The sequence below is a fragment of the Streptomyces sp. 4F14 genome (genome assembly GCF_048159485.1).
Classification (GTDB): Bacteria; Actinomycetota; Actinomycetes; order Streptomycetales; family Streptomycetaceae; genus Streptomyces.
In genome coordinates, this window is record NZ_JBLRVY010000002.1 from 446,780 (window position 1) to 469,333 (window position 22,554).

Below are 22,554 nucleotides of genomic sequence, written 5' to 3' on the forward strand. Positions count from 1 at the left end.
TTCGTACCCTGAGACACCTGGTGGCTGGTTCGCTTCTGGGGGTATTCGCCGGTTAGGTTTCCCTCATGAGTGACACGACTGCACCTGGTACCAGCGGCGCGGTGGCCGCGGGTCTTGCCACCATCGCCGCCGACGGCACCGTACTCGACACCTGGTTCCCCGCCCCCGCGCTCGTCGCCGAGCCCGGCCCCTCGGGGAGCGAGCGGTTGTCGGCCGAGCGAGCGGTCGAGCTCCTCGGCGAGGGCGCGGCGAAGGCGATCGGGCCCGACGCGCGCCGGGGTGTCGAGGTGGTCGCGGTCCGTACGGTCGTCTCCTCGCTCGCGGAGAAGCCGGTCGACGCGCACGACGCGTACCTGCGGCTGCACCTGCTCTCCCACCGGCTCGTACGGCCGCACGGGCTGAGCCTCGACGGGATCTTCGGGTTCCTCGCGAACGTGGCGTGGACCTCGCTGGGCCCCGTCGCCGTGGACGACGTCGAGACGGTCCGCCTGAACGCGCGCGCCGAGGGCCTCCACCTCCAGGTGACGTCCATCGACAAGTTCCCCCGCATGACCGACTACGTCGCCCCCAAGGGCGTCCGCATCGCCGACGCCGACCGCGTCCGCCTCGGGGCGCACCTCGCCGAGGGCACGACCGTCATGCACGAGGGCTTCGTCAACTTCAACGCGGGCACGCTCGGCACGTCCATGGTCGAGGGCCGGATCTCGGCGGGCGTCGTCGTCGGCGACGGCTCCGACATCGGGGGCGGCGCCTCCACCATGGGCACCCTCTCCGGCGGCGGCAACGTCCGCATCACCATCGGCGAGCGGTGCCTCATCGGCGCCGAGGCCGGGGTCGGTATCGCCCTGGGCGACGAGTGCGTCGTCGAGGCGGGCCTCTACGTCACCGCCGGCACCCGCGTCACCATGCCGGACGGCCAGATCGTCAAGGCCCGCGAGCTGTCCGGCGCGTCCAACATCCTCTTCCGCCGCAACTCGGTGACGGGGACGGTCGAGGCGCGGCCGAACAACGCGGTGTGGGGCGGGCTGAACGAGATCCTGCACAGCCACAACTGACCTGCGCCGCCTGCTGGTTCGCTGAGCGCTCTTCCCTGGAACGGGGGAGGGCGCTCAGGCGTTGGTGCTCATGCGGGGGTGCTCGCCCACTCCTCCAGCACCTCGAAGTCGCCCTCCTTCAGGCCCAGTCGGGGGTTCACGTGGTGGAGGAGGGCCGGGGCCGGGTGGTGGGCTCTGACGTACTCCGTGTCCGCCGGGGACTGCTCGTCGTCCACCCAGACGAAGGGGCGGCCTGCCGCGTACGTCAGCAAGTGGGGTGTCTTCCAGTGGAGTTCGTCGGGGCGGAGGTTCAGGAGGTCGGGGCCGAAGTCGACGTACGGGAGGGGCGGGAGGCCCAGCGTCGGGGCTATCCAGGTGTTGGCCTGTGCCATCCAGGTCGTCGCCCAGACCAGGTCGTAGGGGAGGGCGAGGAGTGAGGGGCCGTGGGTCGGGTTCAGCCAGACGCGCAGGGGGCGGGAGTGGGAGGGCACCGTGGCGCGGATCGTGGTGTAGCCCTCGGGGCGGCGTTCGGGCTTGGCCGCGTAGGGGTTCAGGGGGCCGTCTACGTCCAGGAAGAGGAGGGGGCGGGGTGGCATCTTGCTCACAGTAGAGGGGAGTTGGGGGAGGGGCTCGTGAGTTTCGGGGGGCTGGGGAATTGTTTTGCCCGGTGGGTGCGCGGGGGCCGACACTGGCGGCATGCTGGGATTTGTCCGGACCGACAATGAGGCTTTGGTCTCGTGCTTGGGGGATCCCCAACGCACGACTGCGGCGTACTGGGAGCTGCTGCGGCGCGGAGATGCCGCGCTGGGGGCGATCCGCGCCGGACTGCGGGACGCGAACGCGGGGGTACGGGAGGGGTGTTGCCGGCTGCTCGACCATCTGGTCGACGTCGATTCGATGGGCGACCTCATCGGCATGGCCGACGATCCCGACGCACGGGTCAGGGTCGCCGCTTTCCACGCGCTGGCCTGCGACCGGTGCAAGGGGGACACCTGCGCGCCGGGAGCGGATCGGGTGCTCGAACCGGCGCTGCGGCACCTTTCCACGGACCCCGACGCCCATGTCCGTTCCATGGCCGCCGAACTCGTCGGCAAGTTCGCCCTGACGGAGCCGCGTGCCGCCGAGGCGCTGGTGGAGTGCCACGCGCACGATCCGAGTCCTGCGGTGCGGAAGAAGGCGGGATGGCTGTCACGAGGGAAGGGCTGACTGTCACCCGCACTCCTCGTACGCCGCGCGCAGCGCCTTGCGGGTCTCGGTGTCCGCGTCCAGGAGCGGGCGCCGTACCGGGCCCGAGGGCAGGCCGAGGCCGGAGAGCAGGGCCTTGGCGGTGACCGTGCCGGGGAGGTCGGAGGCCATCATCAACTCCGTGAGGGGGATGAGGCGTTGTTGGGCTCGGGCCGCTGCCGAGGTGTCGCCCGCGTCGAACAGGTCCAGGACGGCGCGGACTTGGCGGGGGACGGCGTTCGCGATGGTGCTGACATAGCCCGTGCCGCCGACCGCGTACAGGGCGAGGTTGTGTTCGTCGCAGCCCGCGTAGTACGCCAAGTCCGTGCGGGCGATGAGCTTCTGGGCGGCCAGGAAGTCGTAGGAGCAGTCCTTGACCGCGACGATCCGGGGGTGGTCGGCGAGGCGCAGGAGGGTGTCGGGCTCGATGCGGACGCCGGTGCGGGAGGGGATGTCGTAGAGCATGACCGGGAGTTCGCTGAGGTCGGCGATGTCTCGGAGGTGGGACTCGACGGCGTTCTGGGGTGGGCGGCTGTAGCAGGGTGCCGCCAGGAGGATGCCGGTCGCGCCGGACTCGGCTGCGGCCAGGGTGAGTCGAGCTGTGTGGTGGGTGTCGGCTGTGCCAACTCCCGTGAGGATGGGGGTTGCCGGACCCACCGCTTCCCTCACCGCCTTCACCAGCGCCGACTTCTCCGCGTCCGTCGTCGTGGGGGATTCGCCGGTCGTGCCGGAGAGGACCAGGCCGTCGCAGCCCTTGGCGACGAGGTGGGCGGCCAGGTGCTGGGCGCCGTCCAGGTCGAGGGCGCCGGTCTCGGTGAAGGGGGTGATCATCGCGCAGAGGGCGCGGCCGAAGGTGGTCATGGGAGTAGTGTCGGCGGGGTGACGGTGAAGCTCTACTTAAATCTGCTATCGGGTATTGATTAGGGTTGCTTCGCTTATTGGCCGACAACTCTTCTCTCCTGGACAAAAAAAGTTTTCGGTGAGACGGTGGACCCATGCTGGACGTCACCGTGATCGAGAACCCCGAGGCGGCAGCCGCGACGCTGGACCCGATAAGGGCCCGTCTGCTGGCCGAGCTGGCCGCCGGGCCCGCGTCCGCCGCGATGCTGGCCGGGCAGGTCGGGCTGCCCCGGCAGAAGGTGAACTACCACCTCAAGGCGCTGGAGAAGCACGGCCTGGTCGAGCTGGCCGGGGAGCGCCGCAAGGGGAACGTGACCGAGCGGCTGATGCGGGCCACCGCTGCCTCGTACGTCATCTCGCCCCTCGCGCTCGCCGAGGTGCAGCCGGACCCGGACCGGTTCCGCGACCAGCTCTCCGCGCGCTGGCTGCTGGCGCTCGGCGCACGGCTCGTACGGGACGTGGGCGCGCTGATCACCGGCGCGGCCAAAGCCCGCAAGGGGCTCGCGACGTACGCCCTGGACGGCGAGGTCCGGTTCGCGTCCGCCGCCGAACGGGCCGCGTTCGTCCAGGAGTTGACGGCCGGGGTGAGCGCGCTGATCCGTAAGTACGACGCGCCGGACGCGGCGGGCGGGCGCGACCACCGGATCGTGCTCGGGCTGCATCCGACGCTCAAAGAGACGCCGTCCCGTACCGAACTGACCGAACACTGAGGAGAGTTGCCATGTCCCAGGGCACGGAGAAGGAATTCGAGATCGTCCGCGAGTTCGAGGTGGACGCGACGCCGGAGCAGGTGTGGGAGACGGTGACCCGGAACACCGGGGCGTACCTGTGGCCCATGGAGGCGCCGGAGCCGCGCCTCGGGGGGAGCGGGCCGTTCGGGTCGACCGTCACGGCGTGGGATCCGCCGCACCGGTACACCAACCTCAGTGACGACGTGGGGATGGCGGTGCAGTCCCGCAACCAGCTCGACTACACGGTCGAGCCGCGTGACGAGGGGCGGCGGGCATGGGTGCGGTACGTGCACAGCGGGATCTTCGTCGACGACTGGGAGAACCAGTACGACGGGGCCGGGCGGCACACGGACTTCTATCTGCATACGCTGCGGGAGTACCTGGTGCACTTCGCGCCGCGCGCGGTGACGTTCTCCTCGGCGGAAGGGCCCGCCGCCTCCGCCACGCCGGAGGCTCTTGCCGTGGTGGCGCGGGAGTTGGGGGTCGGGGAGGCCGCCGGGGAGCGGGTGAGTGTGCGCGGGCCCCGGGAGTTCGAGGCCGTACTCGACTACCGGACACCGGAGTTCATCGGGCTGCGGACCGAGCATGCGCTTGTCCGGGTGTTCGGGCGGGGGCGGTGGGGAGCGCCCGTGGGGATCAGCGTGCACGACTTCGCGGAGGGCGCGGATCCCAAGGCCACGGAGGCGGGTTGGCAGGGGTGGCTGGACGGGGTGTTCGGGAAGTAGGGGTCACCACCGGGCGTTGGCACGGGTCTCGACGGCCAGGTCGACGAGGCGGCGCACTTCGAGGGTCGCCTCGTCGTCGCCGAGTTCTTCGAGGGCTTCGGCGAGGGCTTGGAGGACGTCCGGGGTGCCTTGTTTCCAGGCGAAGTTGACCAGGGCGATGACGCGGGTGCGCAGGGCGTTCGAGTCGGTGAGGGGTTCCAACTGGGTGGGGGCGATGAGGAGTCGGACGGACTCCAGCCAGAGTTCGTAGGTCTCACGGGGGCCGGAGATGGGAGAGCGGACGAAGGCGTTGACGAGGTCGTTCTTCTTGAAGGCCCCGACTTGAGGGGCCGGCTTCTCGAAGGTCGCGACCGGAGGTTCCGGGACCGCCTTCGCCGGCTTCGGCTCCGTCTTCAACTCCGGCTCCGGCGCGGGGGTCTGCTCGCCCTCCGGTGCCGGCAGTCCGAACGCCGGTGGGTAGTACGCCGCCAAGTCTGCGTCCATCTCCGGCAGTTGGCCCGGCGCCTCCTGCACCATGTGGTCCGTCAGGCCGATCACGAACTTCTCGTACGCCTGCGGGTCGCCCCGCATCAGGTCGACCAGGCACGCGTCCGTGTAGGCCGCGCCGAGCGTCGCCATCCGGAGCTGCAAGTCGGCGATCTCCTCGGGGAGTTCGGCGCTGACCCGGGTCCAGAAGAGGGGGAGGAGCGCCACCGGTTCCGCCGGCTTTGCGAGCCGTGCGCGTTCCTTCACCACCGCCCACTCCCGTGCGCACCAGGGGCTCACCAGGTAGTCGTTCGTCAGGAGGACGACCAGGAATCTGGTCCGGCCCAGCGCCGTACCGATCTTCCGGCGCCAGCCCTGGCCGAGCCGTAGGGAGCCGGTGTTGAGGAAGCCTTCGTGGGACGCCGTGCGGCCGCGTTTGATCTCCGTCTCCCGTTGGAGGCGGGCGTGGAAGGACTCGACGAGGTCGCTGTCGGCGCGGCGCTCGGCGTAGCTCGTGAAGAAGAACGGCGGTCGGTCGGTCACGGATCCTCCCCGAAGTCGTGGGCCCGCCCGGCGGAGCCTGCTGCCCGAACGCCGTTCACAAGAACCCCGTTCACGAGACCCCGTTCACCGGTGCTCCCCCGCGGCCCTCCCCGAGTGTGCCCGAAATGCCCCCGGAGAACGCCCTGTTCCGGGAAGACGTCAGCTGGAGCCGCCCTGCTTGCCGTCCTTGACCGCCTTGTCGACCAGGTGGCGTACGACGCGGGTCGCCTCGTTGTCGCCCTGTTCCTCCAGCGCGTCGGCGAGGGCGGTGAGGACGGCCGGGGAGGTGACGGCGAAGTTGACGATGGCGATCGTCCGGTTGCGGGTGGAGCCGGCGTCGACCAGCGGGGCGAGCTGGATCGGGTCGACGGCGAGCTGGACGGACTGGATCCACAGGTCGAAGGTCTCGCGCGTGCCGTTGACGGGGGAGCGCAGCAGCGCCTCGATGAGGGTGCGCTTGTCGATGGGGTCGAGGAGGCTGCCGGGGCTGAGGACCGGCGTGCCGTGCGGCGGCGTGTCGAGGGTGGCGGGCGTGAGCTGGGCCATGTAGCCCTCGTACCCGAACTGGTAGACGTTGTCGGCGGCCATGAGCAGCGCGCCGGGGTGCCCGCCCGCGAGGCCGGCGAGGTGTTCGGCCTGCTCCGCGGTGATGCCGTCGGCGTGTTCCAGCAGGAGGGCCTGGGCGATGGTCTGGCTGAGCCCGTCGAGCGCGAGGCAGTTCTCGCCCCAGGTGAGGCCCTTGGTGCGGGAGGTGACGAGGCGGTGTCCCGCGCCGGGGACGAAGTGGTCGTAGATCCGGTCGGGGTCGGAGACGTTGTCGTACACGAAGAGCCACTTGCTGTCGGGTCTGGACCGCGGGGGAGCGCCGGGCGCCTGGGCGCAGCGTTCGCGCAGCACCCGGTACTGCTCCTCGATGAGCGCGGCCAGCCGGGTGTCGTCCTGTTCGCCGAAGCAGTCGAACCACCAGGCCACGTTGTAGCGCCGGGTGAAGCGTTTGCAGTACTCGATCGCCATCTGGGTCTTGCCGAAGCCCTGGCCCGACTCGGCGTCGTGCAGCAGGACATGGCCGTACCGGGAGAAGAGCCGCATGAGTTCGGCGATCTGCTCGTCGCGGCCCTGGAAGGGCAGGCTCTGTTCGGGGATGTTGGATATCGGCGGCGGTGCCGTGGCCGAGCGGGCGGAACGCGGCAGCGGCGGCTGAAGGGTCACCGCGTGTCTCCCCCGTGCTGTCCCGGTACGGCCGGGCCCAGGTCGTGGACCATGTCGCGCAGCAGTTGGGCCTGGCCCTCGTCCGAGCCGGTGAGCTGGACGACCGGAACGCCCCGGCGGACGAGCAACGGCCGTGGCTCGGCGTCGATCTGAACGGGGATCAGATCCGCCGCGTCCGGGCCGACGAACACCTCCTCCCACTGGTAGGGGTCGGGTGCGCCGGCGGTGAAGTAGCTGCGCGAGAAGACGACGACGACCCGCGAGCCCTGCTCCCTGGCCCGCTGGACCGCCTCCGACAGCGGCTCCAACTCGGTTCTCCAGCGCACCTGGTGGACGGCGGCGTCGGTGTCCTCCTCCAGCACCTCCTGCATCCAGTCGGCCCACGGCTGGTCGGCGCCGACGTAACTGATGGCCACGGAGCGGAGTTCGGGGGGACGGTGGCCCGTGTCCGTGAAGTGCAGGTAGCCGTTGTCCTCGCGCAGACCGGGGCCGGGGCCGGTGTGGGCGACGGCGAGTCCGGGGGCCGGGGCGGGGCGGCGGACGGCGGAGTGTCTGGTGCCGAACGCGGGGTGCAGGGACCAGGGCCGGATGCCTTCGAGGGGTTCGAGGCCGATGCCGCGCGCTCTGGCGATCCGGTGTGCGAGCAGGCCCAGGAGAGCGACGTACAGGTCGACCGCCTCGGGCAGCTGGGACTGCATCAGGCCCGACAGGCCCCGGCGTTCGTACAGGTCGCCGGCCTCGGTGCCGACGCCGTCCAGGTCGGCGAGGAACGGCCAGGGCTCCGGGGTGTCCAGGGGGCGTTCGCGCCGGGGGACCGGCTTCCACACCAGGGGGATCAGGCAGTCGGCGACCGGCAGGTCCGTGCGGTACTCCTGGCCGCGGATGCGGTGGCGGAACACCGCCCACTCCAGGCCGCAGTCACGGTCGCGGAAGTACTCCGGGGAGTAGAGCGCGACCATCACGCCGACCTGCGTGACCCCGCTCTCCAGCACCGGCCCCGAGCCGGTCTGCGGTCCGAGGACGCCGGCCACCCACAGGCCCTCCTGGGCCTTGAGCCGGTACTCCAGGTCGGCGTGGAAACGGCTGAGCGACGGCCAGCCGTCACCCCGGGTGCAGCTGGTGTAGAAGTAGTTGACGGATCGATCCACGCGCCCCTCGCAGACTGCCGCCGGACGGCCGGCAGGGCGTTGCTCTCACTGGCCTGAAACATGGGCTTCGCAACGTCTGGCTCCGGGTCGGCCCGGGACCCCGCTCTTCTGAGGATAGGCTTCCCAGGCCGCCCTGGGTACAGTGAAGAGTGCCTGGCGGGCGCACACGTCAGGCGTACGGGCACACGTCAGGCGTACGGAGGGGTATTCGCCGACGTCTCACGAGTCCCGGACTTTAGCAGGGTCCGAGGCCGGTCCCGCCTGCGGCGCGGGGCTCGGGGGGATGGGAGCGTGGCGTGACCAGGACCGAGCAGGACCGCGAAGGCGGGCGGGAGCGGGGCGAGTTAGCCGACGTGCTCCGGGCCGGGCCGGGTGACCGGCTGGACGGCCTGCCGCGTTCCGCGCTCGTCGAGGCCCTGTTGCGCCGGAACAGGAGCGGCCCCCTCACCCCGCCGGGGTGGCACAGTGCGGTCTGACGTCCGGCCGGCTGTCACCTTCTCCCAGTTCGTCGTCAAGCTGCACAGCCGCTGCGACTTCGCCTGCCCGGACTGCTACGTCTACGCCCTGCGCGACACCGGCTGGTCCACCCAGCCCCGTGCGATGCCGTACGAGGTAAGGGAGTTGACGGCCCGTCGGATCGCGGACCATGTCCGCGCGCACCGCCCGCCCCGGGCCCGCGTCATGCTGCACGGCGGCGAGCCCCTCCTCGCGGGCGAGCGCCGCGTCGCGCACTTCGCCGAGGCGCTGCACGGGCGGTGGCGGGACCTGGACATCCCGCTGGAGCTGGTCGTGCAGACCAACGGCGCGCAGATCACGCCGAGTTGGCTCGACCTCTTCCACCGCCACGGCATCCGCGTGGGCGTCAGCCTCGACGGGACGCGGGAGGCGCACGACCGGCGCCGGCGGCGCAGGTCGGGCCGGGGGACGTACGACGACGTACTGAAGGCGCTGGAGCTGCTGCGCGCCCACCCGTCCCTGTACGCCGGACTGCTGTGCGCGGTCGACCTCGAAGCCGACCCGGTGGAGACCTACGAGGCCCTCCTGAAGCAGCAACCCCCTTCCCTGGACCTCCTGTTGCCGCTCGGCACCCGCCAACACCCGCCGCCCGGACTGGAGTCGGGCCACACCCCGTACGCCCGCTGGCTGGCGACGGTGTTCGACCGGTGGTTCGACGCGCCGGTCCGGGAGGTCCCGGTGCGGATGTTCGACTCGCTGGTGGACGTCCTGCTCGGTGGGTCAACCGGCACTGAACTATGGGGAGTCGGCGGCTCCGACGTCGTCGTGGTCCAGCCCGACGGCGCCATCGAGCAGAACGACATCCTCAAGGCCGTCCACGAGGGCGCCGCGGGCACCGGCTTCCATCTCGCCCGGCACAGCCTCGACGAGGCCGCCGCGCACCCCGGGTTCGCGGCCGAGCGGGCGGGGATCGGCGGGCTGTGCGCGACCTGCCGGGACTGTCCCCTCGTACACGTCTGCGGCGGTGGGCTGCGGGCGCACCGGTACCGGGACGCCAACGGGTACGACAACCCGTCCTGTTACTGCGCCGACCTCAAGGCGTTCATCGCGCACGTTTCCGAACGCGTGAACGACAGTCTGCTCGCACTGGTGAAAGAGTGTCACAACCCCGTTACAGGACAAGGGAATCCCTCTACCATGGGGATGCCCGCCGGGGTAGAGCCGTTGCATTGATCAAAGGGATTCGCAAGGGCCTGGGCTGGGCCGGGGGGAGGCGAGCATGGTGCCGTACTTCTTCGTCAGCCATGCGGTCGAGGGCGCGGGGCGACGGGACGTCGAGCACTTCCACGCGGACCTCCAGACCGAGATCCGGGGCCGTACCGACCGCGAGCCGGGGTACGACGGACTCCTCGCCGACCACCGCCGCAGCGACCTCGCGCCGACCCCGCCGCCCGAGGTGCCCGCGATGAACTGCCGCTGCCTGGTGGTCCTTTATTCGCGGGAGTACTTCCGCAGCCCCTCCTGCGCCTACGACCTCACGGTCTTCGAGGAGCGCCTCAGCTGGCGGCTGCACCGCACCGGCGACGCCTCGGTGCGGCCGGTCGGGGTGGTGTGGCAGAGCGCGGGGCTGCCCGCGCGGCTCGTGGAGGAGACGGCCCGGCAGTCCGGGCAGAGCGCGGGCGCCGACTATCCGCGCCGCGGGGTGGGGCAGTTGATGCGCGATCCGGCGGCCCGCGGCGGCTACTTACGGGTGTTGCGGAATGTCGCCGACCGGGTACTGTCGGCGGCGGAACGGACACCGCCCACCATGACCGCACATGATGTCGGGTACCTCACGCCTTTCCGGGCTATGTCCCGTACGTCGGCCGTCTCATGGGATGTGCACCTTGCCCCCGTACCGGTACCGTGGCTGAGCGGGCGCACCGGTACGCCACAGGAACGGCCGGACTCGCCCCCTCGCACCAGATCCTGGTTCTCCTCCCCGGAGGACGGTGAGCGTCCCGTCCTCCGAGGACCGCATGGCTGACGCGAACATGTGGAGCAGCATCAATGAGCAGCGTGGAGCCGGAGCCGCCCGGCGCCGAGGCCGCCCATGAACCGGCGACCGTAGTCACCTTCTACTCCTACAAAGGAGGAGTGGGCCGCACGATGGCCCTGGCCAACGTCGCCTGGACCCTGGCCACCGAGGGCAGCCGCGTGCTCGTCGTCGACTGGGACCTGGAGTCCCCCGGCCTGCACCGCTTCTACCACCCCTTCCTGAACGACCCGGAGCTGACCCGCACGACCGGCGTCGTCGACATGGTCCAGGGCTACGGCCGGGACGTGGAGGCCCTGCTCGAACAGCAGCGTGAACAGCAGCTGGACGAGGACACCTTCGAACAGCGCCTGGGCGACCTGCTGTTGACGCACACCGACGTCCTCCCGCACCGCGACACCATCCGCTGGAGCGACTTCCGCGCCCCGGGCACCATCGACTACCTCGGCCCCGGCATCCAGAACGACGAGTACAGCGAACGCGTCGCCTACTTCGACTGGGCCGCCTTCTACGGCCAGCACCAGGGACGCCGCTTCGTCGAGACCCTCCGCGAGAGGCTGCGCCGAGGGCCGTACGACTACGTCCTGATCGACAGCCGCACCGGCCACTCCGACAACGCGAGCGTGTGCACGCTGTGGCTGCCCGACGTCGTCGTCGCCGGGTTCAACCTCAGCAACCAGTCCATCGAGGGCACCGCCTCCGTCGCCCACCAGATCCACCAACAGGCCCGCGAGACCCGGCGGGAGATCCGCATCCTGCCCGTCCCGATGCGCGTCGAGCACGCCGAACCCGGCAAGGCGGGCCGCCGCCGGGCCTACGTGGAACGGCGGTTCGCCGGACTCGTCGCCCCCCTCACCACCGGCTCCCTCGACGAGTACTGGGGCCAGGTCGAGGTCCCGCACCACCCCGCGTTCGCCTACGAGGAGACCCTCGTCCCCTTCACCCTGCGCCCCGGCACGAAATCCCTCCAACTCGACGCCTACGTACGGATCGCGCAGGAGATCACCCGCGGCAAGGTCTCCGGTGTGCGGCCCGTCCCCGAACCGCTGCGCCTGAGGTTCGCCGAGCTGTTCGAGGAGGTCCGCACCCCCGGCCGGCGCACCGCGCGCATCGTGCACGCCGCCCCCGACCGGCTGTGGGCCGAGTGGATCCGCGGCGTCCTCGCCCGCCTCGGCATCAGCTGCGAGACGACCCAGGAGTGGGACCCGCGCGCCCTGCCCGCCGACGCGAAACCCTCGTACACCATCCTCGTCGTCTCGCCCGCCCTCCAGTCAGCGCCCGCGCTCGACGCGGTCATCGAGCAGCACATGCGGGCCGCCGGGCGGCTCGGGTCCGGCGACCGGACCGACTCGATCGTCGCGGTACGGGTCGAGGAGACCCGCGTGCGGCCGCCGCTCGGCGACCTCAAGGGGCCGCACCTGCAGAACCTCGGCGAGAGCGAGGCCGAGGAACTCCTCCTCGACCACTTCGCGCAGAACGGCCAGGCCCGCACCCCGGGTTCCGGCGGGGTGCGCTTCCCCGGACAGAACCCGAAGATCTGGAAGACCCCGCCGAGGGGCGCCACCTTCCAGGGCCGCGAGGAGTGCATCGGCGCCCTGCGCGACACGTTCCCGCCCGGCCGGCCCGTCTCCCCGGCGATCCTCACCGGCCCCCTCGGCGTCGGAAAGAGCCGGATCGCCCTGGAGTTCGCCTACCGGTTCGCCCCCGACTACGACGCGATCTGGTGGCTGCGCGCCGACACCGCCACCTGCGTCCGCGACGAACTCGCCGCCCTCGGCGAGAAGTTGGGCGTCGCCCGGCGCTCCGCCACCGACGCCGTCGCCCGCACCCTGGACGCCCTCGCCGGCGGCTGGGGCGACCACCACCGCTTCCTCCTCGTCTACGACGACGTACGACGCGCCGCCGACCTGGGCGGCCTGCTGCCCGGCGGCGGTTCGAGCCACGTCCTGATCACCTCCGACGCCACCGACTGGCACGCCACCGGCCGCCCCTTCGAGATCGGCATGCCCACCGAGACCGAGGCGGGCGAGCAACTGCGCCTGCACTTCCCCGGGTTGCCCGCCGACCTCGTCCACGACATCCTCGGCGTCTCCGGCTGCCTCCCGCAGACCGTCGAACAGGCCGCCGCCTACATCAAGAACGCCGGACCGCCCCTGCGCGAGGCCGTCGCCGCCTACGTCCGCGCCATGCGCACCCGTGCCGAGGGCGGCCAGGCCCCCGACGCCGCCTCCGAACCCGGCTACCCGGCCGCCGCGCACGCCACCTGGGCCGTCGCCCTGGAGTCCCTGCGCGCCGACCACCCCGCCGCCGAACGGTTCCTGCTGCTGCTCGCCCACCTCTCCCCGACCGGCGCCGCCCTCGACGTCCTGCGCAGCCCCGCCGCCCTGCGCTGGCTGTGCCCCGAGGAGCAGCCCACCGGCCCCGCCACCGCCGCCCGCGCCTTCCACGCGCTCGGCGAACGCGCCCTGGCCCGCACCGACTACGGCGTCGGCCGCGTCGTCGGCGACCCGATGGGCCTGCGCTTCCTGCGCGACGCCCTCACCGCCGAGGAGTTCCAGCAGTCCCGCGCCGCCACCTGGCGCGTCCTCGCCGCCCTCGTCCCGCCCGACCCGGAGGTCGACGAGGAACGCCACCAGCCGGTGTTCGAGGAACTCGACCAGCACGTCGACCCGAGCGGCGCCGCCCTCGGCGACGACCCGGACGTCCGCCGCTGGCTCGTCAACCAGGTACGCCACCGACGCCTCGCCCGCCGCCTCGACCCGGCCCGTGCCCTCGCCGAACAGCTCCTGGAGTCCTGGACGGAGAAACACGGCGACCTCGAAGTCACCGACGACATCCTGACTTTGAGGCTCGCCGTCGAACTCGGCAACGTCCACCGCGACGCGGGACGCTTCGCCGACGCCGAGCGGATCAACCACCGGGCGCTGAGCCGGCTGCGCGCCCAGCTCGGCCTGGAACACCCGTACACCCTGCGCAGCGCCACCGGCCGGGGCGCCGAACTGCGCGCCCTCGGCGAGGTCCAGGACGCCTTCGCCGAGGACCAGTCGACCGCCGACATCCTCACCACCGTCCTCGGCGCCGACAACCCGTACTCCCTGATGGCGTTCCTCAACCTCGGCCTCTCCCTCGCCATGGTCGGCATGACCGCCGAAGCCCTCGACCTGCACCGCGAGACCTACGAACGCAGCCGCCGCGTCCTCGGCATCACCCACGAACTCACCCTCAGCCTCGCCGTCCAACTCGGCTGCCGCTACCGGGAGTCGGGCGACTACCCCACCTCCCTCGCACAGCTGCGCCAGGCGTTCGCCGACGCCGAACGCCACCACGGCGAGTCCGACCCCGTCGCCCTCTACGCGGGCCGCGCGCTGGCCGCCACCCTGCGCCGCACCGGCCGCCACGACCCCGACCGGCTGCGCACCGCCCGCAAGTGCGATGCCGACGCCATGGCCGGCTGGCTCGCCTACGCCGGACCCGACCACCACGAACACCTCGCCGCCTCCCTCGCCCTCGCCGCCGACCTCAGGCTCCTCGGCGAACACGCGCAGGCGTGCCGCCTCGCAGAGAAAGCCGTACGCGGATACGGCAGTTGGCAGGAGGGCCACCCCTTCCACCGCATCGCGCAGACGAACCTGGCCCTGTGCCGGCGCTCCGCCGGGATCCTCGACGGCATGGCCGAGACCAGCGAACAGGGCTGGCGGGGCCTCGCCGAAACCCTGGGCTCCGACCACCCGTTGACGCTCATCGCGGCTCTCGACCACGCGGGCGCCCTCGTGTACGTGGGGGAGTCGGCCGCCGCCCTCGAACTCGACCGGCGCACCTACGAACGCCTCCGGATCCGCTGCGGCGACCGCCACCCCCTCACCGCGTTCGCCGCGACCAACCTCCAGGACAGCCAGGCCCGCGCCGGGGAGAGCGGCGGCGGACCCGGCGCGCAGCGGACCGAGCTAGACATCGACGTGCCGTACATCTAGAAGGGCAAGACCGTGAGGAACGGGCGGGAGTGGGGGCAACCGTGGTCGGCCGCGGTGCTCTCGCCGTGGAGAGGAACCGGGGCGAGCCTCGTGACGGCCACCGCCGGAGCGCTGATCGACGCCGAGACGGGGCCCAAGGGGCAGGACGTCGTCCTCATGGACGCCGACCTGGAGAGCGCCGGGCTCACCGCGCTGCTCACCGCCTGGCAGCGGCCCTGCGGCGACGAACAGGGCTGTGGGCTCGTCGGGTTCGCGCGGGAGGAGAAGATCGCGCTGCGCGACCGGGCCGCCCAGCCGCTGCTGCGCGAACTGTGCTCCAGCGACGGCCGCAGCAAGAACATGAGCCTCTTCGACGGGCTGCGCGGCCGGGGCAGTTCGGCGTTCGCCGGCCGCCCCGACCTGCCCGACATCGTCGGCCGGGCCACCGAGAGCCTCGCCGAGATCGCCGGCTGCCTCCTCGTCGACTGCGGCACCGGCTGGGGGCCGTGCACGCGCCGGGTCTGCGAGAGCGTCGAGTACGTCTTCCTCGTCGGCCCGCCGGACGGCCGTACCCATCCCGCCGTACGCGAACTCACCGCCCGCCTGGAGCGGGCGGGACTGCTGCGCAAGCTCGCGGGATACGTGGCGAACAGACCCGGTCCCCCTCCGCGACTTCCCGGCCACAATTCGGCAAACGGGGTTGGAGGCGCGGCCTCCAGGGACACACTGCCAGTACGCACCATTCTCGACCTGCCCTACGACCCCCGAGCCGCGCAGACCGTCGCCCAGGGGGCGCTGCCCGGCCCGCAGAGCCCCTTCGGCAAGGCGTTCCGCGAGGGCCTCGAAGCGCTCGAACCCGACCTGTTCCGCACCGGCTTCGGCCCAGGCGGCCACTGAGGAGGCGTGGTGGACACCGCGGACCCCGACCGAACCGACACCCTCACCAGGACCTCGGTGCTGACCCCGCTGCGCCTGCGCGCGGCCCATGTCACCACCGCCAGCGACGACTTCGTCGAGATGTGCGCCGAGGCGCTGCACTCCGACGGGCTCCACCACGTCGCCGCCTACCACCGGGGTGTCTACAACTACTCCGTGGACATCCTGGAGTCGGTCGCCGAGGACGCCGCCGTCGACCGCGAGCTGTACATCCGCGTCGGACGCCAGCTGAACTTCCTGCTCGGCCGGATGGACCGCGCGCTGCGCCCCGCCGAGAGCGGACGCCTCATCCGCACCGTCCTCAGACTGGGCGAAGCCTCCGTCTTCCACTACTACGTCCGCCCCGGCGAGTACCTGACCGGCGTCTCGCTGGGCGGCGAGCACGACGAGTCCGGCGACCGCGCCATGGCCGCCCTCGCCGTCCGGTTCGCGGAGACCCTGCGCCAGCACGGCCCGAACTACGGCGGGTTCGAGCCGCCCGACCTCAAGAAACCGCCGCCGCCCAGCCGTTCGAAGCCGGACGGCCCGACGACCCTCACCGAAGCCCTGCACACCGACCGCTCCGGCGCCGTCGGCCCCTGCCCCGAGGACCTCCTCACCGCCTGCGCCGCCGCCCTGTCCGTCGAGGACCTGCACTACGTCGCCTACCTCGACCCGGCCGGCTTCCTCTCCACCGACGTCCTCGAACTCGCCCAGCTCACCCCCTACTTCCGCAACATCAGCCGGCAGAGCCGCCGCGACCGCTACCAGGACATCGCCCAGCGGCTGCCGTTCGTCGTCGCCCGCCTCAACCACTCCTTGAAAGCCGTCCTGCCCGGCCGGCTCACCCGCACCGTCCTCGACGTCGACGAGGGCGCCCTCTACTACTCCGTCGTCGGCGACGGACCCTTCCTGCTCGGCGTCACCCTCAACCAGGACCGCGTCTTCTACGCCGACCGCGCGATGGCCGCACTGACCTCGACCGTGCAGGGCGTTCTCACGGCCGAGAGGTGAGGCAACTCGCCCTGCTGCTCGGCCTGCTGGCGGCGGGCTGGGTGACCGGGCTCGCCACCGGCGCGGACAGCCCCGGCGGGTTGGACGGGTTCCTGTTCACGACGATGCTCCTGCTCGCCGTCGGCCTCTACGGCGCCACCTGCGACATCTCGCTGCGTGAGGCCCGCGACCACCTCGGGCTGCTGCTCCTCGCGGTGACGGTCGGCGTCGTCGCCAAAGCCGCCCTGATCGCTCTCGCGCTCTGGGCCGTGGTGAGCGATCCCGCGTACCTCGTCCTCGCGATCACCGTCGCCCAGGTCGACCCCCTCTCCGTCGCCGCCCTGCGCGACTCCTCCCGCATGTCCCCGCGCGCGAAGACGATCCTCTCCGTCTGGGCGTCCTTCGACGACCCCGTGACCGTCCTGCTCACCGCGTTCACGGTCCCCCTGGTAGCCGACGGCGCGGGCATCGGCGGCTCGGCAGGAGGGTACGCGGCCCAACTCGGCTGGAGCGCCGTGCTGGTGGGGGGCGCCGGGGCCGTGTGGTTCTTCGTACGCCGGTGGCGCGGGCGTCTCGCCGATGCGGCCGGGGTCGTCCTGGTCGCGGGGATGCTGGTGCTCGCCGCGTCGTACACGCTGATGCTGGGGATCGCGGTCGTCGGGCTGTTCTTCCGGCCGGAGGCGCTGGGGCGCCGGCTCCCCCAAGTGACCAGGTTCGCCTACGGGTTCGCCGCGATCCTGCTCGGGCTGCTGCTCGTCGGGGGCGTCAGTGTCGGGTACGGGGTCGTGCTGGGCGCCGCCGCGTTCGCCGCGCACGCCGCCGTCGCGTCGGTGCTGACCCGGCGCCTGTCGCGCGGGGACCGGGTGCTGCTCGCGCTCGGCCAGCAGAACGGGGTCACCGCGATCGTCCTCGCGCTCTCCCTCGAACCGGCGTTCCCGCGCGCGCCGGCGATCGTCGCGCCCGCGATCGTGACCGTCAACCTGCTGCACTGGCTGGCGAATTCGACCGTGGGCGGGGCGGGGAAGGGGAACGGCCCGGTCCCTCGGTGGAAGAGGGGGCCGGGCCGTCGTTCACGTACCGCTACGGCTGGAAGCGCAGCACCTGCGGGTCGTGGTCGCTGATCTGGTCGTGGAACTCCGAGTTGATGTGCACGGAGTCGTACGCGAAGTCGCAGGACCGGCGGATCGAGGGGCTGATCAGGATCTGGTCGAGGACCTGCGCGTTGCCCTGGTAGACGTACGAGTAACGCTCGCTCTTCGGCAGGGACTTGATCGCCGACCAGAGCGCGCCGTCCGACTCCAGGATCTGCGCGGTGCCGGAGAACTCGAAGTCGTTGATGTCGCCGAGCGCGATGACGTCCGCGTTCTTCTGGGTGTCCAGGATGTTCTTGACGAACGCGTTGACCAGCGTGGCCTGCTGGTGGCGCTGCACCTCGGAGGAGCGGGCCGGGGGCTGGTACTGCGAGGTCAGAGCCTGGTCGCCGCCCTTGGAGTTGAAGTGGTTGGCGATCAGGAAGACGGTCTTGCCGCGGAAGGTGAACTCGCCGACGAGCGGCTTGCGGCTGTTCTTCCACGCCTCGTTCGCCGGGTCGATCCGGCCGGGGGAGACGGTCAGTTCGGCCTTGCCGCGCACCTTCGTGACACCGACGGCCGTCGTGGCGTCGCCGCCCGCGCGGTCCGTGAAGGAGACGCGCTCGGGGTTGAACAGGAACACCTGGCGGATGTTGCCGCCGGGCTCGCCGCCGTCCTGGCCGTCGAGCGGGGAGATCGAACGCCAGTCGTACTTCGGGCCGCCGGCCGCGACGATCGCGTCGATCAGCTTGGTGACCGTGACGTCCGCGGCGGTCGTGCCGTCGTTCTTCGCGCCGTTGTCGTCCTGGATCTCCTCCAGGGACACGATGTCGGGCGACTGGAGGTTGTGCACGATCGCGGCGGCGTGCTCGGCGAACGTGTTGTCCGAGGGGTCGAGGTTCTCGACGTTGTACGTCGCGACCGCCAGCTCGTTCCTGGACTGCTTGCGGGTCGTCTCGCGCTGGACGCCGGCGCTCTTCAGCGTGCCGAGCCGGCTCGCCACGAGGGTGTAGCCACCGAACTGGTTGTAGTCGAGGGGGCCGGTCGTCGCGCCCTTGAGGGTGTCGCCGACGTTCGCGACGGGGAAGTCCGCGGTCGCGCCGAGGGACTGGATCTGGAGGCGGCCGGTGTTCTGCGAGCCGTACGAGCCGTAGAGCGTGCCGCCCCGGCGGTTCGTGTTCTCCCACGGCTTGACCGTCACCCACAGCTCGGTGAACGGGTCCGTGGCGCCGACCACGCGGGTGTCGGCGACCTGGACGTTCATGCCCTCCAGGGACTCGTAGTAGTCCAGGGCGTACTTCCTGGGCTCCAGGGTGAGGGCGTTGATCGAGCCGTTCGGGGCGGGCGCGTACGCGGCGGGGACCGACCGCGCGTTGATGACGACCGGCGCCGGGACCGCGTTGCCGCTGGAGACGACCGTGGTGACCGGCTTCGTGATCTCGGTGATCGCCTGGTTGCCGGAGGCGGTGCCGCCGGGGACGAACTCCGAGACCGTACCCGTGACCGTGACCGCGTCGCCGACCGCGACGCCCTTGGGGGCCGAGCTGGTGAAGACGAAGACGCCCTCACTGGTCGCCGGGTTCGCGTCCGGGTTCGGGTCCTGGATCCAGAAACCCTTGGACGAGCCGTACGTACGGATGCCCGTGACGATGCCCGCCACGTCCGTGACCTGCTGTCCGGCGTACGGCGAGGTCCGGGTCGTGCCCTGGATGTCGTGGATGCGGACGGTGTCCGCGTGCGCGGGCGAGACGAGGACGACGGTGGACGCGGCCGAGCAGACGGCGGCGACGGTGAGCGCGGCGAGACGCGCGGACGACTTGCTGGGCAAGTTGATCCCTCCGGGGCGGGAATGGGTCGGGGCAAGGACGGCACAGCGCGTGGGGGGAGTGCGGGGTGTGTGACACGCGTAGAGAAACGGAGAGGACGGTGAACAGTCGTTCCCTGTTTCTACGCGCGTCAATCTCCTTGTTGATCGCGCCACTTGTCAAGGTTTCGGCCATGTACGGGGGCTGACGGGCAGGTGAACCGGGCGACAGGGGGCGAAACCCGTCTAGGCTTCGGGGTGAGGTACTTACGGGTCGTACCGCTGAGGAGAACAGCCGATGTCAGACAGCTCCCCCCTGCCGCCCGTGCGGCTCGCCCCCGAAGCGGAGCTGGCGCGCGAGGCGCTCGCCGTGCCGCTGCTGGAGCGGGCCGCGCGGCTCGCCCGGTGGGCAGGGCCCGGGACCCGGGTGGACGCCGGGGGCGGGCTCGTGGAGGAGCAGCTGCCGGCCGCCGCCGAGGAACTGGGGCTGACCGGGGAGGACGCTCCCGCGTACGCCAGCGAGGCGTGGCGGGTCGCCGTCGACGCCGGGCTCGTCGAGATCGCCGACGAGGAGGCCGGGACCGTCCGCACCGGCGAGGACCTCGCGCTGCTCGGCGGCTCCCCGCAGGACGTCCTGACCGTGTGGCTCGCCGCGCTGGAGACCGCCCTCGCCGACGCCGCCACCCCCGACCTCGACGCGCTCATGGAGATGATGGACGAGGGCGGCCGGGTCGACCTCTCCGAACTCGACTGGGACCCCGAGGCCGAGGCCGAGTTCCTCGACGGCGTCCTCGGCAACCTCTACCTGCTCTCCGTCAGCGAGGACGGCCCCGGCGAGGGCCCCGTCCCGCTGCCCGCCCTCGCCGCCTCGATGATCGTCCCCGGGGACATGGGGGAGCCCACCAACGACGTCCTGGAACAGGTCTCCGACGCGATGATGCGCCTCGACGACCAGTTCCGGCTGCTGGAGCCCGTCGGGCTCGTCGAGTACGACCCCGTCGACGAGGCACTCATGGACGGAGGGGACGGCGAGGCCGCCGACGGCGTCGACGAGACCGACGTCTCGCGGTACGGGATGGTACGGCTCACCCCGCTCGGCCGGTACGGGCTGCGGGCCCGGCTCCTCGACGCCGGGTTCGTCGTGCCGGCGGTCGGGGAACTCGCCGACAAGGGCGCCGACGCGCTGCTCGACGGGACCGCGTCCTACGGCTCGCGCGCGGCGCAGGCCGAGACCGAGCAGTGGCTCGGGCGGCGTCAACCCCTCGACGCGGCGCGGGAGTTGCTCGCGGCCGCCCGGGGCGCCGACGAAGGGGCTCCGCTGCGGCGGCTGCGGTGCCAGCAGGCGCTGTCGCTCGTCGGGGCGGAGGCGGAACCCGCCGTACGGGACGTCCTCGACGATCCCGAGCTGGGCGGGCTCGCGCGGGTGTGGCTCAGCGAGCTGGGGTTCGCCGATGTGCCCGCGCCGTCCGAGGAGATGGTGTTCTGGCTGACCATCGACACGGTGGCCGCGCAACTGGCCGCCGAGGGGAACTCCGAGGAACTCCAGGCGCTGGTCGAGGGGTTGGCCGCGCAGCACGAGGGGTTCTTCGCGGCGGTGTGGCGGGTGGGGCATCCGGCGACGGCGGACGTGCTGGAGGCGATGGGGAGGCTGCACCCGGACAAGCGGGTCGCCAAGGAGGCCCGTAAGGCGGCGTTCAAGGCGCGGTCGCAGCAAGGGAGTTGAGCCCTGTGCCACGGCTGCCGTTCCGTGCGGCGGTCCGTGTCCTTGGCGCGTTGTCCACCTGATGTTCGGATGTGACCCGAGGCGGGTCGGCGGACCCTCGTACGCCGCCCTCCATCGGCACTTCGACCGACTCAGGAGACCACCATGCCGCTCACCCGCAGGGACTTCGCCACGAGATCCGCGCTCACCGGAGCCGGCGTCGTACTGGCCGGAAGCGCGGGAGTGCTCGCCTCCGCACCCAACGCCCTCGCGTCCACCGGCACCGGGAGCGAGGACCTGGGGTACGGGCCGCTGATCGCCGACCCCCGGGGACTGCTCGCGCTTCCCGCGGGGTTCACCTACCGGGTCATCACCCACAGCGGACGCACCAGGCTGGAGTCGGGGGAGTTCACGCCGTCCAACCACGACGGGACGGCCGCGTTCGACGGACCGCGTGGAACGACCCTGCTGGTCAACAACCACGAGTTGCAGGGACCGCGCGACGGCTGGACCCACCCGGTGCCGCTCACCGACGGACTGGTCTACGACCCCGCCGCCTCCGGTGGCTGCACGGTCGTCGAGGTACGCCCCGACGGACAGGTCGCCGAGTGGGTCGGGATCGCCGGGACCTCCACCAACTGCGCGGGGGGACGCACCCCTTGGGGAACCTGGCTGACCTGCGAGGAGAACTCCGACCGCGCCGGCACCAACGGCATGACCAAGGACCACGGGTACGTCTTCGAGGTCGACCCCGTCGACCGCCGCGCCAACAAGGACCCGAAACCCCTGAAGTTCTTCGGGCGTTACGACCACGAGGCCGTCGTCATCGACCCCAGGCGCGGCCACGCCTACCTCACCGAGGACGCCGCGAGGCCCAGCGGCCTGCTGTTCCGCTGGACCCCGCCCGAGGGCTTCCGGCACGGCAGGGGGAAGCTGCGCACCCTCGCCGACGACGCGGGTGTCCTCCAGGCACCCAGGTGCTTCGACTCCACCGGCGCCTTCGTGGACGACCTGTCCCGGGCGACGAGGACCGGCACGGTGTACGGGGTCGACTGGGTGGACGTACCCGACCGGGACGCCGGCACCCTCCCCGTACGGATGCAGTTCGCCGACGGCGAGGTCACCCGGGCCCGCAAACTGGAGGGCATGTGGTGGGGCGACGGCGGCGCCTACTTCGTCTCCTCCTACGCCCGCTCCGGGAGCCCCGTCCAGCACGACGGACAGGTCTGGTTCTACCACCCCGAGCGCCGCACACTGACCCTGAAGGTGCTGCTGGGTCCCGCCGGGGACGACGCCTACCTCGGACCCGACAACATCACCGTCTCCCCCTACGGCGGCCTCGTCATCGCCGAGGACGGCGAGGGCGCCCAGCACCTCTTCGGCGCCACCGACTCCGGCCGCACCTACCCCATCGCCCGCAACGAACTCAACATCGGCACCGAAGAGGCTCCGGACTACGGCGAGTTCGCGGGCGTGACCTTCTCGCCGGACGGGCGGACGCTGTACGCCAGCATCCAGACGCCCGGGATCATGGTGGCGATCACGGGGCCGTGGAAGCGGCAGAAGCGGTGATTCCGGATGGGCCGATGAGCGGAGACGCCCGTCGGCCCATGCGCTGATCCTCGCCGCGCACCGCCCCCCGCGACGCCC

At 71.7% G+C, this 22,554-nt stretch carries 19 protein-coding genes; 13 read left to right on the forward strand and 6 right to left on the reverse strand.

Annotation, left to right across the window (positions count from 1 at the left end):
- The first annotated feature begins 65 nt into the window (after window positions 1-65).
- Window positions 66-1,055, forward strand: coding sequence for a 2,3,4,5-tetrahydropyridine-2,6-dicarboxylate N-succinyltransferase (gene dapD, locus ACLZOT_RS04315; RefSeq protein ID WP_416967339.1), 990 nt, complete (start codon window positions 66-68; stop codon window positions 1,053-1,055).
- A gap of 68 nt (window positions 1,056-1,123) precedes the next feature.
- On the opposite strand, the gene ACLZOT_RS04320 is transcribed toward dapD, so the two are convergent.
- Window positions 1,124-1,630, reverse strand: a complete 507-nt coding sequence (locus ACLZOT_RS04320; RefSeq protein ID WP_416967340.1) for a hypothetical protein — start codon at window positions 1,628-1,630, stop codon at window positions 1,124-1,126.
- A 145-nt stretch (window positions 1,631-1,775) separates the two neighbouring features.
- On the opposite strand from ACLZOT_RS04320, the gene ACLZOT_RS04325 reads away from it, so the two are divergent.
- Window positions 1,776-2,240: a HEAT repeat domain-containing protein gene (locus ACLZOT_RS04325; RefSeq protein ID WP_416967341.1), complete on the forward strand. Its 465-nt coding sequence runs from the start codon at window positions 1,776-1,778 to the stop codon at window positions 2,238-2,240.
- A gap of 3 nt (window positions 2,241-2,243) precedes the next feature.
- Here the strand turns inward: ACLZOT_RS04325 and dapA are convergent, their stop codons facing one another.
- Window positions 2,244-3,119 (reverse strand): 4-hydroxy-tetrahydrodipicolinate synthase, encoded by an 876-nt coding sequence (gene dapA / locus ACLZOT_RS04330; RefSeq protein WP_416967342.1) that lies wholly within the window; start codon window positions 3,117-3,119, stop codon window positions 2,244-2,246.
- A gap of 134 nt (window positions 3,120-3,253) precedes the next feature.
- On the opposite strand from dapA, the gene ACLZOT_RS04335 reads away from it, so the two are divergent.
- Both ACLZOT_RS04335 and ACLZOT_RS04340 read left to right on the forward strand, forming a co-directional pair.
- Window positions 3,254-3,868, forward strand: a complete 615-nt coding sequence (locus ACLZOT_RS04335) for an ArsR/SmtB family transcription factor (RefSeq protein WP_416967343.1) — start codon at window positions 3,254-3,256, stop codon at window positions 3,866-3,868.
- Between the two features lie 11 nt (window positions 3,869-3,879).
- A complete protein-coding gene (locus ACLZOT_RS04340) occupies window positions 3,880-4,614 on the forward strand; it encodes an SRPBCC family protein (RefSeq protein ID WP_416967344.1) in 735 nt (244 codons plus the stop codon).
- Between the two features lie 3 nt (window positions 4,615-4,617).
- On the opposite strand, the gene ACLZOT_RS04345 is transcribed toward ACLZOT_RS04340, so the two are convergent.
- From ACLZOT_RS04345 to ACLZOT_RS04355, 3 genes are all read right to left on the reverse strand, one after another.
- Window positions 4,618-5,622, reverse strand: a complete 1,005-nt coding sequence (locus tag ACLZOT_RS04345) for a TIR domain-containing protein (RefSeq protein WP_416967345.1) — start codon at window positions 5,620-5,622, stop codon at window positions 4,618-4,620.
- A gap of 159 nt (window positions 5,623-5,781) precedes the next feature.
- Window positions 5,782-6,831, reverse strand: a complete 1,050-nt coding sequence (locus ACLZOT_RS04350; protein ID WP_416967346.1) for a hypothetical protein — start codon at window positions 6,829-6,831, stop codon at window positions 5,782-5,784.
- The gene (locus ACLZOT_RS04355; RefSeq protein WP_416967347.1) at window positions 6,828-7,979 is read right to left on the reverse strand and encodes a TIR domain-containing protein; all 1,152 of its coding nucleotides are present in this window, start codon (window positions 7,977-7,979) and stop codon (window positions 6,828-6,830) included. Before ACLZOT_RS04355 ends, ACLZOT_RS04350 begins: the two co-directional genes overlap by 4 nt.
- Before the next feature lie 296 nt (window positions 7,980-8,275).
- Here ACLZOT_RS04355 and ACLZOT_RS04360 point away from each other — a divergent pair, with 296 nt between their 5' ends.
- From ACLZOT_RS04360 to ACLZOT_RS04390, 7 genes are all read left to right on the forward strand, one after another.
- Window positions 8,276-8,455 carry a hypothetical protein gene (locus ACLZOT_RS04360; RefSeq protein WP_416967348.1) on the forward strand — a complete coding sequence of 60 codons (180 nt, stop codon included), beginning with the start codon at window positions 8,276-8,278 and terminating at the stop codon, window positions 8,453-8,455.
- A complete protein-coding gene (locus ACLZOT_RS04365; protein WP_416967349.1) occupies window positions 8,445-9,668 on the forward strand; it encodes an FxsB family cyclophane-forming radical SAM/SPASM peptide maturase in 1,224 nt (407 codons plus the stop codon). The genes ACLZOT_RS04360 and ACLZOT_RS04365 overlap by 11 nt, the downstream gene beginning before the upstream one ends.
- A gap of 46 nt (window positions 9,669-9,714) precedes the next feature.
- Window positions 9,715-10,461 (forward strand): hypothetical protein, encoded by a 747-nt coding sequence (locus ACLZOT_RS04370; protein WP_416967350.1) that lies wholly within the window; start codon window positions 9,715-9,717, stop codon window positions 10,459-10,461.
- A 23-nt stretch (window positions 10,462-10,484) separates the two neighbouring features.
- Window positions 10,485-14,441 carry an FxSxx-COOH system tetratricopeptide repeat protein gene (fxsT, locus tag ACLZOT_RS04375; protein WP_416967351.1) on the forward strand — a complete coding sequence of 1,319 codons (3,957 nt, stop codon included), beginning with the start codon at window positions 10,485-10,487 and terminating at the stop codon, window positions 14,439-14,441.
- A 90-nt stretch (window positions 14,442-14,531) separates the two neighbouring features.
- Window positions 14,532-15,317 (forward strand): MinD/ParA family ATP-binding protein, encoded by a 786-nt coding sequence (locus ACLZOT_RS04380; protein WP_416967352.1) that lies wholly within the window; start codon window positions 14,532-14,534, stop codon window positions 15,315-15,317.
- A gap of 9 nt (window positions 15,318-15,326) precedes the next feature.
- Window positions 15,327-16,349 (forward strand): hypothetical protein, encoded by a 1,023-nt coding sequence (locus tag ACLZOT_RS04385; protein ID WP_416967353.1) that lies wholly within the window; start codon window positions 15,327-15,329, stop codon window positions 16,347-16,349.
- Window positions 16,346-17,449 (forward strand): hypothetical protein, encoded by a 1,104-nt coding sequence (locus tag ACLZOT_RS04390; RefSeq protein ID WP_416967354.1) that lies wholly within the window; start codon window positions 16,346-16,348, stop codon window positions 17,447-17,449. The genes ACLZOT_RS04385 and ACLZOT_RS04390 overlap by 4 nt, the downstream gene beginning before the upstream one ends.
- Here the strand turns inward: ACLZOT_RS04390 and ACLZOT_RS04395 are convergent.
- The gene (locus ACLZOT_RS04395; RefSeq protein WP_416967355.1) at window positions 17,409-19,226 is read right to left on the reverse strand and encodes an endonuclease/exonuclease/phosphatase; all 1,818 of its coding nucleotides are present in this window, start codon (window positions 19,224-19,226) and stop codon (window positions 17,409-17,411) included. The two genes, ACLZOT_RS04390 and ACLZOT_RS04395, sit on opposite strands and share 41 nt — an antisense overlap.
- A 274-nt stretch (window positions 19,227-19,500) precedes the next feature.
- On the opposite strand from ACLZOT_RS04395, the gene ACLZOT_RS04400 reads away from it, so the two are divergent.
- Both ACLZOT_RS04400 and ACLZOT_RS04405 read left to right on the forward strand, forming a co-directional pair.
- Complete coding sequence (locus ACLZOT_RS04400; RefSeq protein WP_416967356.1) at window positions 19,501-20,925, forward strand: hypothetical protein; 1,425 nt, start codon at window positions 19,501-19,503, stop codon at window positions 20,923-20,925.
- Window positions 20,926-21,069: 144 nt separating this feature from the next.
- Entirely contained in the window at window positions 21,070-22,476 is a 1,407-nt protein-coding gene (locus tag ACLZOT_RS04405) for an alkaline phosphatase PhoX (protein WP_416967357.1), read from the forward strand.
- Window positions 22,477-22,554 lie beyond the last annotated feature (78 nt).